Source organism: Promicromonospora noduliphila (assembly GCF_056951025.1).
Genome location: NZ_CM167806.1, coordinates 822,260 through 836,810 on the forward strand (window position 1 = coordinate 822,260; position 14,551 = coordinate 836,810).

Genomic DNA, 14,551 nt, shown 5'->3' on the forward strand with positions numbered 1-14,551 from the left:
TCCAGAGGCCTACACCGGCCCGAACCGGTAGCCGAAGCCCCGCACGGTCTGGATGTACACGGGGGCCGCCGGATCGGCCTCGATCTTGGCGCGCAGGCGCTGCACCCCGTTGTCCACCAGCCGCGAGTCGCCGAGGTAGCTGTGCTCCCACACCGACTCCAGGAGCTGCTGCCGGCTCAGCACCTGGCCGGGCGAGCCGGAGAGCTCCAGCAGCAGCCGCAGCTCCGTGGGCGTCATCGCCACGGGGTGTCCGGCGCGGGTCACGGTCATCGCGCCGCGGTCGATCACGAGATCGCCGTAGGCCGCGGTGGCCTGCCCTGCCCGGTCCGAGGCCCCGCGCCGGAGCACCGCCCGGATCCGGGCGTCGATGACGCGGGGCTCGACGGGCTTGACGGCGTAGTCGTCGGCTCCGGCCTCCAGGCCGCTCACGACGTCGACGTCGTCGCCGCGGGCGGTGAGCATGATGATCGGCACGGTCCCGGCGGCGCGGACCCGCCGGCACACCTCGAAGCCGTCCATCCCCGGCAGCATCAGGTCCAGCACGACGAGCTCCGCCGCCTGCTCGCGGTACAGCCGGAGGCCCTCCTCACCGGTCGCGGCGGCGGCGACGTCGTGCCCGTACCTGCCGAGCGCCTTGGCGAGGCTGATCCGGACCGAGTGGTCGTCCTCGATCAACAGGATGCGGGGCATGGCTCCAGTATCGAGGACGCCCCGGGGCCCAGCCACGCCGTCGCGCCGCCTGCGACACGGTTGCGACATGACGACGACGGCGCCGGGACGCGGGCGCCGGAGCGTGGGCCGCATGAACAGAACACGACGACTCCTGACCCTCGCCGTCGCGGCCCTGCTGCTGGCCACGGCTGGCTGTACGGCGTACAGCGCCCTCGGCCCCGCCGCGGCGGCGGGCAACGACGAGAAGGTGCTCTACCTGACGTTCGACGACGGTCCAGGGGACGAGACCGTCGAGATCCTGGACCTGCTGCGCGAGCACGACGCCAAGGCCGTCTTCTTCGCGCTCGGCCAGAACCTCGCCCGGAACACCGACCTCGGACGCCGGATCGTGGCGGAGGGCCACGTGCTCGCCAACCACACGTGGAGCCACGACGACCTCACCACGCTCGACACCGACGGCCGCGACCAGGAGCTCGGGCACACCGCCGAGCTGCTCGGCCGGTTCGGCTCCGACAGCCCGTGCGTCCGGCCGCCGTACGGCGCCACCGACGACACGGTCGTGGCCGACCTGACTGCACGCGGGATGCGGCAGGTGCTCTGGAACGTCGACACCGCCGACTGGACCGGGCCCGGGGCTCGCGCCATCGCCGCCAGCCTGCTGGAGGCGCCGAGCGGCGCCGTCGTGCTGATGCACGACGGCGGCAGCGACCGCACACAGACCGTCGAGGCGCTCCGGGCGGCGCTCCCCGAGCTGGCCGCGGCGGGCTTCACCTTCGATGCCGTCCCGGGGTGCTGAGCATGAACCAGGTCATGACGGGACCGGCGGACGGCGGGGCGCGCGCGCTTCCGGCGCCGTCGGGCGACGTGCGTGGCGACACCGGCGAGACGCGGGGCGATGCCGGTGACACGCGCGGCGACGTTGCCGACACGCGTGGCGACGTTGCCGACACGCGTGGCGACGCCAGTGACACGCGGGGCGACGCGGGCGAGACGCGGGACGATGCCGGCGACAAGGGCGGAACCGCACGCCGGCCGCACCTGCCCGCCCTGGACGGCCTGCGCGGCGTGGCGATCCTCGGCGTGCTGCTGTTCCACGCGGGCCACCTCGGCGGCGGCTTTCTCGGCGTCGACCTGTTCTTCGCCCTGTCCGGCTACCTGATCACTGACCTGCTGCTGCGCGAGCTCCGGGTCAGCGGCACCGTGTCGCTGACCGAGTTCTGGGGGCGGCGGGCCCGCCGCCTGCTGCCCGCGCTGGCCACGCTGCTGGTCGTCGTCACCCTGCTGACCTGGGCCGTGGCCGACGGCGACCTGTGGCGGTCCGCGCTCTCCGACGGCCCGTGGGTGCAGGCCAACCTGGTCAACTGGCACCTGCTCGGCGAGTCGGCGGGCTACTGGGACGGGTTCGGCGCGGACCGGGTCTTCGGGCACCTGTGGAGCATCGCCGTCGAGGAGCAGTTCTACCTGGTGTGGCCGGTTCTGGTGCTGCTCGTCGCGGGGCGCTCGGGGCGCTCGCGGCGGGCGTGGCCCGACGGGGGCGTCGGGTGGGCCGAGACGGGGCGGGCCGAGATGGGGTGGGCCGAGACAGGGCGGGCCGAGACCCGGGTCGCCTGGATCGCGGCCCTCGTCTCCGTGGCATCGCTCGCGCTCATGCTGCTGCTGGTCGACCCGAGCGACACCACCCGCGTCTACACCGGGACCGACACCCGCGCCTTCTCCCTGATGCTGGGCGCCCTCATGGCGACGGGCCCGGTACGGCGGGCCGTGCAGCGGCTGGTCGGCCGGCGGGCCGGGATGGTTCTGGCCCTGCTGGTCGTCGTCCTCGCGGCCCTGTGGTGGGTGGCCGACGGCGAGAGCAGCCCGTGGCTGTTCCAGGGCGGGCTGTTCGCGCACTCGCTGCTCGCCGCCCTGCTGGTGGTGCTCTGCGTCCAGGCGCCGGGCAGCGTGGTCGCCCGCGCGCTCGGCTGGCGGCCGCTCCGGTGGCTCGGCCTGGTCTCGTACAGCCTGTACCTGTGGCACTGGCCGGTCTTCCTCCTGCTGTCCGAGGATCGGCTCGGCCTGACCGGGTGGACCCGCACCGCGATCGTCTGCGCGGTCTCGGTTGCGCTCGCCGCCCTGTCCACCGTCCTGGTCGAGAACCCGGTGCGGTTCCGGGCGGGGTGGGCCAGGGGGCGATCCGGTGTGGTCGCCTTCGTCGCGACGATGGCCGCACTGGCCCTGTTCTGGGTGGTCGCGCCGCGGCCGGCCGTCGAGGAGGTCGACGCAAGCGCCGTCGGCGGGGCCGGGTCCGGCGCCGTCGAGCCGGGAGCCGGCGGCTCGGGGGCGGGCGGCTCGGGCGGTGACTCCGGCAGGGACCTGTCCACCGTCCTGTTCATGGGCGACTCGATAGCGGCGGGGGAAGCGCTGCCGCTCGACGCCGCGATGACGGCGAGCGGCCTCACCCTGGAGTCCATCGCGTCGGACGGCGGCGGCGGAGTGGTCGGGCCCATCGCCGAGTCGACCTGGGCCGACCTGCCCGGTGCCGTCGCGTCGTCCAAGCCGGACGTGATCGTCTACCAGATCACCACGTACGACTGGGGCACGGAGCAGGAGCAGCACGCCGGCTACCAGCGGCTGGTCGACACGGCGGCCCGAGCCGGAGCCGAGGTGGTGTTCGTGCCGTTCCCGCCGATCCGGCCGGACGAGTTCTACGCGCCGCACATGGCCGAGCTCGACCGCACGGACGACGTCGCGCGGGACGTGGCCGCCGGGTCGGGCCGCCGGGCGGTGGTGCTGGACAGCGCCGTCGTGTGGGGCGACACCTACCAGCGGATACGCGACGGCAGGCCGGACCGCAGTGCCGACGGCATCCACGCCTGCCAGCAGGGCGCCGCCCGGTTCGCGGGCTGGCTCCTGGACGAGCTGGACCAGCGGTACTCCGGCTTCACCCCGGCGGACCCGCAGGAGTGGGTCGACGCCGGCTGGGCGGCCGACGACCGCTTCAAGGGCTGCTGACGGGCTTCCAGGGGCTGCCGCAGGTCCAGCACTTTGCCGCGAGGTCGGTCCGTGAGGTCGGCACTTTCTCGTGAGGTCGGCAGTTAGCATCGAGATCGGTCTAGGCCTGTGCCGATCTCGATGCTAACTGCCGACTTGGCGATGCGAACTGCCGACCTCGCCGGGCGAACTGCCGATCTCGCCGGGCGAACTGCCGACCTCGCCGTCAGGCCAGGCCTGGCCGGGGCGCCCGCCGGGTCTGGCGGATCCCGTCCGTGGTGAGCAGCACGAGCGCCACCCACACCAGCACGAACCCGACCCAGCGCGCGGGCGGCATGTGCTCGCCGAAGACGAACAGCCCCACCAGGAACTGCAGGGCCGGGCCCAGGTACTGCAGCATGCCGACCACTGACAGCGGCAGGCGGCGTGCGGCGGCGCCGAACAGCAGCAGCGGCAGGGCCGTCACGATGCCGGAGGACATGAGCAGCAGCGCGTGCCCGACGCCGTGGCCGGTGAACGTCCCGGCGCTGCCGAGCCAGACCAGGTAGCCGAGCGCGAGCGGCGTGGCGACGACGGTCTCGACCGCGAGACCCGGCAGCGCGGGGACGGTGCGGCCCACCCGGTTCTTCACGAGCCCGTAGAAGCCGAAGGACAGGGCGAGGGCCAGCGAGATCCACGGCAGCCCGCCCAGCCCGGTGGACAGCACGACGACGGACGCGACGCCGCAGCCCACCGCCACCCACTGCGCGGGCCGCAGCCGCTCGCGCAGGATGAGCACGCCGAGCAGCACCGTGAGGACGGGGTTGATGAAGTAGCCGAGGGCGGCGTCGAGCACCCGGTCGGTGTTGACGGCGTACACGTAGACCGTCCAGTTGACGACGATCAGCACCGCCGCCGCCGCGAGGGTGCCGAGGGTGCGGGGCGAGCGCAGCGCAGCGCGGAAGTCGCCGAGCTGCCGCAGGGCGGCGAGGCCGATCAGGCAGAACACGAGGCTCCACACGATGCGGTGGGCCACGATCTCCAGGGCGTCCGCGGGCTCGAGCAGCGGGAAGAACAGGGGCATGCCGCCCCAGATGCCGAAAGCGCCGATCCCGAGCGGCAGTCCCCAGCGATCGCGGTGTTGTGTCACGGCGTCACGATAGGCCGCGTGTGCAGGCCCGAACCGCGGCGTGCCCTGTGGGCCTCGTCACCCGGTCGGGGCGCCTTTTCGATTTCTCGCGGGGGCCCGTGGGGGGCTATGGTTGGCTCCGTTCACGGCTGGTTGCCCGAGCGGCCAAAGGGATCTGACTGTAAATCAGACGGCTCAGCCTTCGGGGGTTCGAATCCCTCACCAGCCACGTACCGGACGGGGCGTCATCCATGCGGATGGCGCCCCGTTCTCGTTCCCATGCGGGACGCCGGGGTCCCGGTGCGGGCCGCCGGGCGAGGCGGCGCACTTCACACCAGATTCGATTTCACGCCAGGCCGGAGGGCATGTAGAGTCTTCCTCGCTGCCCCGATAGCTCAGTCGGCAGAGCATCTCCATGGTAAGGAGAAGGTCAAGGGTTCGATTCCCTTTCGGGGCTCTGTGATCGACGCGGGGTCGTCTCACCAGCCCATCGGCCAGCCGATGGGGATCAACGGCGGACGGCCTCGCGTTCAGTCACGCGCGGCGGGGTAGCTCAGCTGGTCAGAGCGCACGACTCATAATCGTGAGGTCGCGGGTTCGAGCCCCGCCCTCGCTACCAAGCAAGTACATCTGTTCGGCGTCCCGTGCCGGACGACGAGTAGACACATGGCGCCTCCCTTCGAGGCGCGGAGGTGAGAGCCATGGCAAGCAAGAGCGCGGATGTCCGCCCGAAGATCACGCTGGCGTGCGTGGACTGCAAGGAGCGGAACTACATCACCAAGAAGAACCGCCGGAATGACCCCGACCGCCTGGAGCTGTCGAAGTTCTGCCCGCGCTGCGGCAAGCACACGTCGCACCGCGAGACTCGCTGAGTCTCGCCGCCAGCTCACACCGACGTGGCGAACGCTGACTTCGAGGGCCGGGTCTACCCGGCCAACGCCCCCTATTCCGTAGGCCGTGAGAAGATCCGCGAGTTCGCCGCCGCCGTCGGTGCCACGCACCCCGCGCACCACGACCTCGTGGCGGCGCGGGGTGCCGGCTATCCGGACCTGGTCGCCCCGCCCACGTTCGCCGTGATCGTGGCCCAGCGCGCCGAGGCGCAGTACATCGAGGACCCCGCCGCCGAGGTGGACTTCTCGCGCGTGGTCCACGCGGACGAGCGCTTCACCCACCACCGCCCGATCGTCGCCGGCGACGAGCTCACGACGGTGCTGCACGTGGACCGGATCGTCTCCCGCGGTCTCATCAGCACGGTGACCACGCGCTGCGAGATCTTCGCCCTTCCGGCCGACGCCGAGGCTCCGGCCGGCACCGAAGCCCCGGCTGAACCTCCGGCCGCCGCCGAGCAGCCCGCCACCGAGCCCCCCGGCGAGCCGGTCGCCACCGTCACCTCGACCATCGCCATCCGGGGTGCGGACGCATGACCCGCCCCGACCTCACGGCCCTCGCCGTCGGCGAAGTGATCGGTAGCCGCACCGTCACCTTCGACCGCGCCGCCCTCGTCCGGTACGCGGGCGCCAGCGGCGACTTCAACCCGATCCACTGGAACGACAAGGTCGCAGAGGGCGCCGGCCTGCCCGGCGTGATCGCGCACGGCATGCTCACCATGGGCACCGTCGTGGGCCTGGTCGTGGACTGGGCGGGCGACCCGGGCGCCGTCGTCGACTACCAGACGCGGTTCACCAAGCCCGTCGAGGTGCCCAACCCCGGCACCGCCTCGGTCGACGTCACCGCAACGGTGGGCGCCATCGACGCCGAGGCGGGCACCGTCCGCATCGACCTCACCGTCACGGTCGACGGCGCCAAGGTCCTGGGCCGCACCCAGGCCCTCGTCCGCCTCTGACTTCTTCCCGGCGGGGTCGGGTCGGCTCGACAACGGTGCTCTGACGTCGGTTCAGCAGGCTCAGCGGTGCCATGACCGTGGGAGCAGCGACATGGTGAACGTGAGTCAGTTGATGCGTCGCGGCCACCGACCCGATTTTTTCACCCGTAGGACTTCTCATGCGCCCCCCGATCGGGTGTGATTCTCTCGTCCCGTTTGTACGGAGCCCGACGAGAGGAACTCTGCGTGACGTCCCGACGACGCATCACAGCCCTGGCCGCAGCGGCCGGGATGCTCCTTCCACTCCTGCCCCTCTCGGCGGCCTCCGCCGCTCCCACGGCGACGGCGCCCGACGACGCAGTGGTCTCCTGCGCTCCGGTCCTCGCCGTCGGCTCGCTGGACGAGGCGTTCGCGGCGGCAGCCGACGTCACGGGGGTTCCGGAGGACCTGCTCAAGGCCGTGTCCTACATGGAGTCCCGCTGGGACCAGCACGCGGGCCAGGTCAGCGCCGACGGCGGCTACGGGGTGTTCAACCTCGCGGGCGGCCACGGGCTGGGCCACGCGCACGGCGCCGGCCTGCCGCTGTCGGCGATCAACGACAAGGAGGGGCCGGCGCGCGAGGGCGTCGCCGAGCTCACCCGGGCGGCCACGCTCACCGGCTTGTCCGAGGCCACCCTGAAGTCCGACGCGCAGGCCAACGTCTGCGGCGGCGCGGCGCTGCTCGCGTCCTACCAGGCCCAGGCGGTGCGCGACGGCGCCGCCGGCACCGGGCCGGCCACCACGCCGTCCGCCACCACAACCGCGTCCGGCGCCACGCCGTCCGGCACCACGACGCCGTCCGCCACCACGTCGTCCGACGCCGCACCGACGTCCGACAGCCTGGCCGCATGGGAGAACGCAGTGTCCCGGATGAGCGACATCGAGGGCTTCGTGACGCGCGTCTACACGACCCTCCGGCGCGGTGCAGGCACCACCACCCCCGCCGACGGCGCGGTGATCCTCGCGGCCAACCGGAACGTCGTCGCGCCGCGGACCGCGAGCACCAGCGACCCCGAGACGGACTGCCCGGCCGACCTCGGCTGCGAGTGGCTGCCCGCCCCGTACGAGAAGGGGTCGCCCGACCTCCCGGACAACACCGGCGACTACGGCAACCACGACCAGGCCGACCGCACCGGCGCGGGCGGGCCGACGCTCGACTACATCCTGATCCACGACACCGAGACCCTCTACCAGCCCACGGTCAACCTGGTGCAGGACCCGACCTACCTGGCATGGAACTACACGCTGCGGTCGGAGGACGGGCACGTGGCGAACCACCTCGACCCGGCCGACATCGGCTGGCACGCGGGCAACTGGTTCATGAACATGCACTCGATCGGCCTGGAGCACGAGGGCTGGGCCGGGACCGGCACCTGGTACACGGAGGCGATGTACCAGTCGTCGGCGGCGCTGGTACGGCACCTCGCGGCGGAGCACGACATCCCGCTCGACCGCGCGCACATCATCGGCCACGACCAGGTGCCGGGCATCCTGCCGGGATACACCAAGAACGTGCACTGGGACCCGGGCCCGTACTGGGACTGGGACCACTACTTCGAGCTGCTGGGCGCGCCCATCGGCGGCGACCTGGAGGCGACGACGAACGTCCAGCCGGGCGACGTCGTCGAGGTGCGCACCGGGTACGCCGACAACCCGAACACCGTGACCGGCTGCAACGAGGCCTCGCCGGGATCCGGTCCGTGCGTCCAGGGGGCCGGGACGAACTTCCGGTACCTGTACCAGGCGCCGTCGGCCGACGCGCCGCTCGCGAAGGACCCGGGCTGGAAGCCGGACGGCGCGGACGGCACCACGTACGCGAGCGACATCAGCGCGCGCGTGCAGTCCGGGCACAAGCTCGTCGTGGACCGGGTCGAGGGCGAGTGGCTGGGCGTGTGGTGGGCCGGGTCGCTCGTGTGGCTGCACAACCCGGCCGACCGCCCGGTGGTGGTGCCCGCGACGGCGAAGACCATCACGGTCGCGGGCGAGAACCCCGCGCCGGTCTACGGCCGGGCCTACCCGGAGGCGGCGGCCTACGCGGAGCACCCGGACGTCCCCGTGCAGGCCGTGACGCCCATCGAGTACACGGTCGGCGTCGGCCAGACGTACGCCGTCGCCGATGACCACGTGCCCTCCGACTACTACCGGGCCACCACGTTCGACGGCTCGGGACCCGGCGACCGCACGGTCGTGCGGGGCGACGACGTGTACTACCAGGTGTGGCTGGCGCACCGGCACCTGTTCGTCAGGGCCGCCGACGTCGAGCTGCACGACCCCGTCGTGGCGGACGTGTCCGGCCCGACCGTCCAGGGCAAGGCCAAGGTGGGCCGCATCCTCACCGCCGACGCCGGCACGTACCTCCCGGCCGACGTCGACGTCGCCTACCGCTGGCTGCGCGACGGCGAGCCGGTGCCCTGGGCGATCGGCAGCCGGTACCTGGTGACGGGCCGCGACCGGGGCACGGAGCTGACGATCCAGGTGACGGTCTCGGCTCCGGGCCACACCACGGCGACGTACATCTCGGAACCGAGGCTGGTCCCGTAGAACACAGGTGGTCGGTAAAACGTCAGGTGATCGGCACTTCAGAATGCCGATCACCTGACGTTTTACCGACCACCCTGAGCCGTCACCAGTTCTTCGTGACCCCAGGGACGTTGCTGGGGAGCGGGACGTCGCTCGGGTGGTAGACGTAGGCCAGGCCGTCGGTCGATGTCTGCCAGACCCGCTCGAAGTTCTCTCGCGTGTACACGACCCGCACCGCGTCGTTGGTCGCCCCGTGCGGGTCGTTGAGGATCGGGTCGCCGTCGGCGGTGAACCCGCGCAGCACCACCAGGTGCCCGTCGGTCTCGTACCCGGCCTCCGGCATCTCCTCCGCCGAGAAGTTGATCGAGAAGACCAGCGGGATCCCGGCCTCGATGAACCGCTCGGCCTCGGCCAGCGACCGCAGCCGCGTCACGAACGACTCCAGGCCGAACGTGTTCGCGTAGGCGGCGTTGAACGGCCAGTTGCCCGCGCCCTCGTAGGTGTAGTCCCACGTGTTCATCGCGGCGTAGTCGACCTGCGGGTCACCGTTCGGCGCCTCGATGCCCTCCAGCTCCTCCGGCGGCACCTCCAGCCCGTAGGAGTAGATCACCATCGTGGACGACGTCGGCGAGCACCACACCTGGCCGCCGCCCCCGAACTCGGGGTACTCGCCGCGGTGGATGTTCTGGCTGTACTGCGGCACGTCGAGCTCCACCTCGCGCCCGAGCGTGAAGTCGGTGGTGCCGGGGTAGTGCGAGTCGGGCAGGTACTCGTTGGTCATGGTGCTCACGGCGTCCAGGCGCGGGGAGACCCGCGTGCCCTGCGGCCGGTACAGCGTGACCCGGGTCTGGTACGCGTCCGGCTCGTGGCCCGACTTGGCGACGTACGTGTCGGTGAACAGGTACGCGTCGTCGTCGGCCTGGCCGTTCACGGAGGTGCGGTGGATGTCGCCGACGCGACCGCCCGCGGGCGCGAACTCGTCGCCCGACGCCCAGCGGCCCATCACGAACCACTTGGTCCACGTCCCGTCGGCCTTGCGGCCGCGGAACTCGATCTCGACCCACGTTCCCGTGGGCGTGTGCGCGTTCCACGAGCTCACGGACTCGTCGATCGGGTAGCCGGCCTCCACGACGGGCGACGTCCACCGGCCCGTGTCGTAGGTGACCGGCGTGCCGTCGCCGAACGGGTCGGTGTACTCGACGGGGTTGCCGCCGCGGTGCAGCACCAGCCCGCCGTGGATGCTCGGCCGCAGGTTCGAGGTCTTGCCCGCGTGGAACTCGCGCAGCTCGTCCCACGTCGTCAAGGTGATCTGGTTGTCCGACGCCGCCGTGCCCGGGTCGGGCGCTCCCGTCGCCGGCACCGCACTCGCCACGATCCCCGCCTGCACCACGAGCGCTCCCGTCGCCGCCAGCGCGAACGCCCTCGTCCGCAGATCTTTACGTATCGACATGTCTGCCTCCATGTCTACGGGCCCACCGTTCGGTGGAGTGGGCCGTGGAGGCCTATCTACCAGAGTGGGGCGCCAGACAGAAGTAAATTCGGCGCTCCCCAAAGGAGCCTGGGCGGACGGCGACCCGCCGGCCGCCCTAGTCCAGGTCGGGTACCGGGCCCGTCGTCGTGCCCTCCACCAGGGTCACGGGCAGCGTCACCGAGTCGGGCTCCTCGCCGGCGAGGAGCGAGACCACGGCCAGGCCGAGCGCCCGGCCCTTCTCGACGAGCGGCTGGTGCACGCTCGTGAGCACGTCGGGGGAGAGCCACGGCAGGTCGAGCCCGTCGAACCCGGCCACCGACACGTCCTCCGGCACGCGCAGGCCGAGCTCACGCGCCGCGATCACCGCACCGGCCGCGAGCAGGTCGGAGTGGGCGATGATCGCCGTCGGCCGGTCCCGGGCCGGCGCCCACTCGGACAGGATCTCGGTGGCGGCGTCGCGCCCGTGCTCCACGAGCGAGGCCGGCGTCTCCCACGACATGACCGGCTCGATGACGTCCCGCACGCCGGCCAGGCGGTTGCGCGTGGGTGTGCGGTCCGCCGTGGCGAGCCGGTCGGCGTCGACCAGGCCGGAGCGCTCGTCGCGGCCGAAGGGGAGCGTGATCTCCGCGATCCGCGTGTGCCCGAGCTCGACGAGGTGGCGTACGGCCTCCGCCGCGCCCCTGCGGTCGTCGACGCCGACCACCGGCACTCCGGGCACGTCCTGCCCCTCGCCGATCACCACGGGCACGCCCCTGCGCTGCAGCGCCGCGAGGTTCGGGTCGTCCCTGAGCGTGCCCCACACCAGCACCGCCACGTCCATCGCGGCGGCCTCGACCAGCGGGTCGACGGCGGCGGGCAGCCCCGCCTCCGCGGCCAGCCCAACGGACTGCGCGGTGGCGCCCTGCCGCGTCCCCGGCACGAGCAGCACGCCGAGCCCCTGCTCGCCGATCGCGGAGACCAGCCCGTGCAGCACCTGCGTGGAGACGGGGTCCCGGAACGAGCGGCCGAGCTGGTCGCCGATCACCACGCCCACGATCCCGGAGCGGCCCGACCGGAGCTGCCGCCCCAGCGGGTTGGGCCCGGAGTAGTCGAGCTCGCGGGCCGCCGCCAGCACCTTCTCCCGGGTCTCCGGGGTGATGGGGCCCGCGCCGGAGAAGGCGAGCGACGCGGTGGAGACGGAGACACCTGCCAGCTCGGCGACCTTCGCGAGGGTGGGTCGGCCTGCGGTCTGGCGGTTCATCGCGGTCCTGCTCTCGCATCGGGCACCTGGGTGGTGCGGGGACTGGGAATCTGCTGGGCTGATCCAAGATTGTGGCTTACGGTCGGGAGATTCAATCGCACCGAGGAGTTCAGTGCCTACTGCACACGCCGCCGCTCGTGCGGTCTTCGTCGTCTTCGCAGCCAGCGGGTTCGGGTTCGCGAGCTGGGCATCGCGGCTCCCGGCCGTCCGCGACGGCCTGTCGTTCTCCGAGCAGGAGATGGGTCTCCTGCTGCTCACCGGGTCCGTCGGCTCGGTCGCGGCGATCCCGCTGTCGGGCCTGGTCGTCGAGCGGATCGGCACCGCGCGGACCGTCCTGTCCTTCGCCGGGCTCCTGGTGGTGGGGCTCACGGTGGCCGGCTACGGCGTCGCCATGGGGGAGCACCTCGCCGTCCGGCTCGGCCTCATCCTGTTCGGTGTGGGCGCAGGGGTCTGGGACGCCGCGATGAACCTGGAGGGCGCCGCCGTCGAGCAGCGCCTCGGCCGCGCGGTCATGCCCGTCTTCCACGCCGGGTTCTCGTTCGGCACGGTGCTCGGTGCGGGCATCGGCGCCCTGGTGGCCACCGCGGGCGTGCCGGTGGGCTGGCACATCGTGGCGGCGGGGCTGGTGGCCCTCGTGTCGGTGGTGATAGCGGTCCGCTACTTCTCGCCCAGCACCGTGGCGGCAGCGGTGCCGGACGGCGTCGCCACCGCTGAGGCGGGCAGCGTGGACGGCGCCGGACCGGGTGAGGTGACCCCTCCGCCGTCCGGCGTGGCGGGGCTGCTCGCCGCCTGGCGGGAGCCGCGCACCCTGGCGATCGGGCTCGTGGTGCTCGCGGCGGCCCTCACGGAGGGTGTCGCCAACGACTGGGTGAGCCTGGCGGTCGTGGACGGGTTCGGTACGTCCGACGGCATGGGCGCCGTGGGGCTCGCCGTCTTCCTCACCGCCATGACGACGGCCCGGCTCGCCGGGACGCGGGCCATCGACCGGTTCGGGCGCGTGCCGGTGGTGGTGCTCTCCGCGGCGCTCGCCTTCGTGGGCGTGCTGACGTTCTCGCTGGTCCCGGTCCTGTGGCTGGCGCTGGTCGGGGTCGGCCTGTGGGGCCTGGGCGCCGCGATGGGCTTCCCGCTGGGCATGAGCGCGGCGTCCGACGAGCCACGGCGGGCCGCGATGCGGGTAGCCGCGGTCTCGACCATCGCGTACACGGCCTTCTTCGTGGGGCCGCCGCTGATCGGCTTCGTCGCGCACACCACGGGCTACCGCCTTGCAGTGCTCGTGCTCCTGGTCCCGATGGCGCTCGGGCTGGCCGTCGCGCGCTCCGTCCGGCCGCTGCCGACGGCCGCGGGGGCGCGGAGGTAGTCCACACGTCTGCGGACACCAAAAGGTTCCAGAATTGGCAGACATCACCCACGCCATGTCGAAGATGTGCACAAATCCAACCCGTCGGGTAGATAGGCTTGCACGGTGACTCCATACCCGGCAGACACCGTCCAGGCCCAAGCGGTGGTCCCCAGCCTCGCCGACCTCACCACGCTTCGAGTGGGTGGACCGGCTGCCTCGTTCGTGGAGGCCGAGGAAGAGGCCGCTCTGATCGAGGCGGTGCGGACCGCCGACGATGACGGGGTGCCGCTGCTGGTGGTGGGCGGCGGCTCGAACCTGCTGGTGGCGGACGAGGGTTTTGACGGTGTGGTCGTACGCGACACACGTACCGGGATCACCGTCGAGTCGGACGACTCCTGCGGCGGCGCCGTGGTGAGCGCGCCGGCCGGGCAGAACTGGGACGAGCTGGTGGAGCGGGCCGTCTCGGACGGCTGGGTCGGGGTCGAGTCGCTGTCGGGCATCCCTGGAACGGTCGGTGCCGCCCCCGTGCAGAACATCGGCGCGTACGGCCAGGAGCTGTCCGGCGTCGTCTCGCTGGTTCGCACCTGGGACCGGGCGGAGCGGCGGGTGCGCACCTTCTCCGTGGGCGAGCTGGGCTTCGGGTACCGCACGTCGCTGCTCAAGCGGTCCATGCACGTCGAGGAGACCTCGTGGGGTGCGGGCGACCCGGGCGCGCCCTGGTACCCCTCGCCGCGGTACGTGGTGCTGAGCGTCCAGTTCCAGTTCCGGCTCGGCACGCTGTCCGCGCCCGTCGGCTACGGGGAGCTGGCGCGCCGCCTCGGTGTCGAGGTGGGCCAGCGCGCTCCGATGAAGGACGTCCGCGAGACGGTGCTGGGGCTGCGCGGCAGCAAGGGCATGCTGCTGGACGAGCCGCTCTTCGGCGGCGAGCCGGACCACGACCGCTGGAACTCCGGGTCGTTCTTCACCAACCCGGTGATCCCCGTGGAGCACCTGGAGCACCTGCCGGAGGACGCCCCCCGCTACCCGGTCCGCTCCGCGACGCCGGAGACGACCACGGGTCCCAGCCTCGGCGCCATCGACCCGACGCTCGTCAAGACCAGCGCGGCGTGGCTCATCGAGCGGGCCGGCTTCGGCAAGGGCTTCGGCCTGGCCGGGGAGCACAGCCCGGCGCGCCTGTCGACCAAGCACACGCTCGCGATGACCAACCGCGGCGGCGCGCGGGCCGAGGACGTCATCGCCCTGGCCCGGACGGTGCGCGACGGCGTTCGCGACCGCTTCGGCGTGACCCTGGTCCCGGAGACGGTCCTGGTGGGCCTCTCCCTCTGACGGGGCGAAGCCCAGGTCACCCGGTGTGACCTGGGCTTCTTTGC

The 14,551-nt window shown here is 72.4% G+C and carries 12 protein-coding genes and 3 tRNA genes; 11 read left to right on the forward strand and 4 right to left on the reverse strand.

Features of this window, described 5'->3' with window-relative positions:
• Positions 1-9 precede the first annotated feature (9 nt).
• Entirely contained in the window at positions 10-690 is a 681-nt protein-coding gene (locus tag AC0QU1_RS03510; RefSeq protein ID WP_483574373.1) for a response regulator, read from the reverse strand.
• Positions 691-802: 112 nt separating this feature from the next.
• Here AC0QU1_RS03510 and AC0QU1_RS03515 point away from each other — a divergent pair, with 112 nt between their 5' ends.
• Complete coding sequence (locus AC0QU1_RS03515) at positions 803-1,468, forward strand: polysaccharide deacetylase family protein (RefSeq protein ID WP_483574374.1); 666 nt, start codon at positions 803-805, stop codon at positions 1,466-1,468.
• A 2-nt stretch (positions 1,469-1,470) separates the two neighbouring features.
• Positions 1,471-3,663 carry an SGNH/GDSL hydrolase family protein gene (locus tag AC0QU1_RS03520; protein ID WP_483574376.1) on the forward strand — a complete coding sequence of 731 codons (2,193 nt, stop codon included), beginning with the start codon at positions 1,471-1,473 and terminating at the stop codon, positions 3,661-3,663.
• Positions 3,664-3,868: 205 nt separating this feature from the next.
• Here AC0QU1_RS03520 and rarD read toward each other — a convergent pair whose 3' ends face one another.
• Positions 3,869-4,771, reverse strand: a complete 903-nt coding sequence (gene rarD / locus AC0QU1_RS03525; protein WP_483574377.1) for an EamA family transporter RarD — start codon at positions 4,769-4,771, stop codon at positions 3,869-3,871.
• 126 nt (positions 4,772-4,897) lie between these two features.
• Between rarD and AC0QU1_RS03530 the strand changes: the two genes are divergently transcribed.
• From AC0QU1_RS03530 to AC0QU1_RS03560, 7 genes are all read left to right on the forward strand, one after another.
• Positions 4,898-4,979 (forward strand) — tRNA-Tyr (locus AC0QU1_RS03530).
• A 155-nt stretch (positions 4,980-5,134) separates the two neighbouring features.
• Positions 5,135-5,207, forward strand: a tRNA-Thr gene (locus AC0QU1_RS03535).
• 85 nt (positions 5,208-5,292) lie between these two features.
• Positions 5,293-5,369 (forward strand) — tRNA-Met (locus AC0QU1_RS03540).
• A gap of 82 nt (positions 5,370-5,451) precedes the next feature.
• A complete protein-coding gene (gene rpmG / locus AC0QU1_RS03545; protein WP_483574378.1) occupies positions 5,452-5,622 on the forward strand; it encodes a 50S ribosomal protein L33 in 171 nt (56 codons plus the stop codon).
• Positions 5,623-5,646: 24 nt separating this feature from the next.
• Positions 5,647-6,174: an FAS1-like dehydratase domain-containing protein gene (locus tag AC0QU1_RS03550; RefSeq protein ID WP_483574379.1), complete on the forward strand. Its 528-nt coding sequence runs from the start codon at positions 5,647-5,649 to the stop codon at positions 6,172-6,174.
• Positions 6,171-6,593 (forward strand): MaoC/PaaZ C-terminal domain-containing protein, encoded by a 423-nt coding sequence (locus tag AC0QU1_RS03555; protein WP_483574380.1) that lies wholly within the window; start codon positions 6,171-6,173, stop codon positions 6,591-6,593. The genes AC0QU1_RS03550 and AC0QU1_RS03555 overlap by 4 nt, the downstream gene beginning before the upstream one ends.
• Positions 6,594-6,818: 225 nt before the next feature.
• Entirely contained in the window at positions 6,819-9,152 is a 2,334-nt protein-coding gene (locus AC0QU1_RS03560) for an N-acetylmuramoyl-L-alanine amidase (RefSeq protein ID WP_483574382.1), read from the forward strand.
• Positions 9,153-9,234: 82 nt separating this feature from the next.
• Here the strand turns inward: AC0QU1_RS03560 and AC0QU1_RS03565 are convergent, their stop codons facing one another.
• Together AC0QU1_RS03565 and AC0QU1_RS03570 are read right to left on the reverse strand one after the other, a co-directional pair.
• Positions 9,235-10,581, reverse strand: a complete 1,347-nt coding sequence (locus AC0QU1_RS03565; RefSeq protein ID WP_483574384.1) for a C39 family peptidase — start codon at positions 10,579-10,581, stop codon at positions 9,235-9,237.
• A gap of 136 nt (positions 10,582-10,717) precedes the next feature.
• The gene (locus AC0QU1_RS03570) at positions 10,718-11,842 is read right to left on the reverse strand and encodes a LacI family DNA-binding transcriptional regulator (protein WP_483574386.1); all 1,125 of its coding nucleotides are present in this window, start codon (positions 11,840-11,842) and stop codon (positions 10,718-10,720) included.
• 112 nt (positions 11,843-11,954) lie between these two features.
• On the opposite strand from AC0QU1_RS03570, the gene AC0QU1_RS03575 reads away from it, so the two are divergent.
• Both AC0QU1_RS03575 and AC0QU1_RS03580 read left to right on the forward strand, forming a co-directional pair.
• Entirely contained in the window at positions 11,955-13,199 is a 1,245-nt protein-coding gene (locus AC0QU1_RS03575; protein ID WP_483574388.1) for an MFS transporter, read from the forward strand.
• Between the two features lie 105 nt (positions 13,200-13,304).
• Entirely contained in the window at positions 13,305-14,507 is a 1,203-nt protein-coding gene (locus AC0QU1_RS03580) for a UDP-N-acetylmuramate dehydrogenase (protein WP_483574390.1), read from the forward strand.
• Positions 14,508-14,551: the final 44 nt, after the last annotated feature.